The 1,371-nt window shown below is 33.3% G+C and carries 2 protein-coding genes; both read left to right on the forward strand.

All coding sequences use genetic code 11. The features are described 5' to 3' along the window. The first annotated feature begins 527 nt into the window (after nucleotides 1-527). The gene (locus JI65_RS16910; protein WP_197971979.1) at nucleotides 528-977 is read left to right on the forward strand and encodes a hypothetical protein; all 450 of its coding nucleotides are present in this window, start codon (nucleotides 528-530) and stop codon (nucleotides 975-977) included. A gap of 134 nt (nucleotides 978-1,111) precedes the next feature. Then, nucleotides 1,112-1,371: hypothetical protein (locus tag JI65_RS17225; protein WP_207106111.1), on the forward strand; the 260-nt coding region annotated here is incomplete at its 3' end.

Raw genomic sequence — 1,371 nt, forward strand, 5'->3', positions numbered from 1 at the left:
ACGGAAAACAGATGAATGCCGGAGAGAAATCTGTAATATAGAAGCTTTTTGAAAAAAAACGGCAGAAAATTCATACAGAAACGACAGAAGTTCGGTTATGAAAAATCCGTGTTTTCGGCGATTGCGGGTCGAGCCAGCAGGAAGGACTTGCCGGGGAAACGGCCGCCGGGTCAGGCCCGACTGCCTGAAAATTTGCGGTGCAAAAAGTAGGGCAGGTCAAGCCTGCCTCTTCTTTTCGGCGAAGGAAAGAGAGGAAAAATATCTTTCTAAGATGCGGTGTAAATTTTTGTTTGAAGTTGTAAAATAGAAGCCAGCCTAACAAAGCTTCAAAGCCGACAAACCGGTCAAGCCGGTTTGCGGTTTAAGCAATTGTTATGTGGACGCCCGCACTGGGGCGCTAGCGGAAGAAAGCAAAAATGGAGGAATATTAGTGGGAAAACAAATTAATTATTTCATCGAGTATGATAACTTCATTTTATTAGCACAAAAAAGCGCTAGAAATTGGTTGTAAAATTTTAAAAGAAGATTTGCAGACAGGTATTGTTATTGAATCTGACTCAACAGATATTATTTCGAAAGAATGTCTGGATTATTATTTTTATATTCCGGAAACAGGAAAATATAAAGTTGAAAAAATAGGAAATAGAGAACGAATAGATTATGGCTATAATGCAAGTGGACTTACTATGATTGAAGCAAGTATGTCAAAAATTTTTGAAAAAGATAAGAGGATATCTAGAGGTAGACTATACTGTATTACAAATTATTATGATGAAAAAGAAAACATTATCAAACGGCCAGATTTGACTACAAAGATTTATAATACACTAGCAAGATATGTAAAAAAAATTGCACCATATACAGAAGTGGAACATTATGTTTTAAATCCGATGTATGATGGGGAAAAATTTTTAACGAAAGAATATATTACTACTGAATGCTTATCGTATGTTGAAAAAGATGATTTTAAAATTTAATTAATTATGAAAAGAATAACAATATATTGTAAAATGACACATAACAAAGGTTCGTAGCCGACAGCGGGTCAAGCCCGCTGCGGTACAACCAGTTGTTATGCTGACACCTCACTGAGGTGCTTGGAGAAATAAAAATGAAAAAGAGTGTTTATTTATTATGTTTAATCTCATCAGTTTTGATTATGTCTTGTACATCAAATAAAACTGATTTTTCGACAATAGCTAATAATAATGAACTAAATTCTATCGAACTGATAAACAAGAATTGTAATCCTTACAATGATAAGTATTTAGAATTTATTATAATTACTAATGAAATACAACAAAGTAAATATGAAGATAAGAATATATTCAAAGTAATTTTAGATCATGGAAATATAGATATTCAACTAAC

Source organism: Treponema zioleckii (genome assembly GCF_014737315.1).
GTDB lineage: Bacteria > Spirochaetota > Spirochaetia > Treponematales > Treponemataceae > Treponema_D > Treponema_D zioleckii.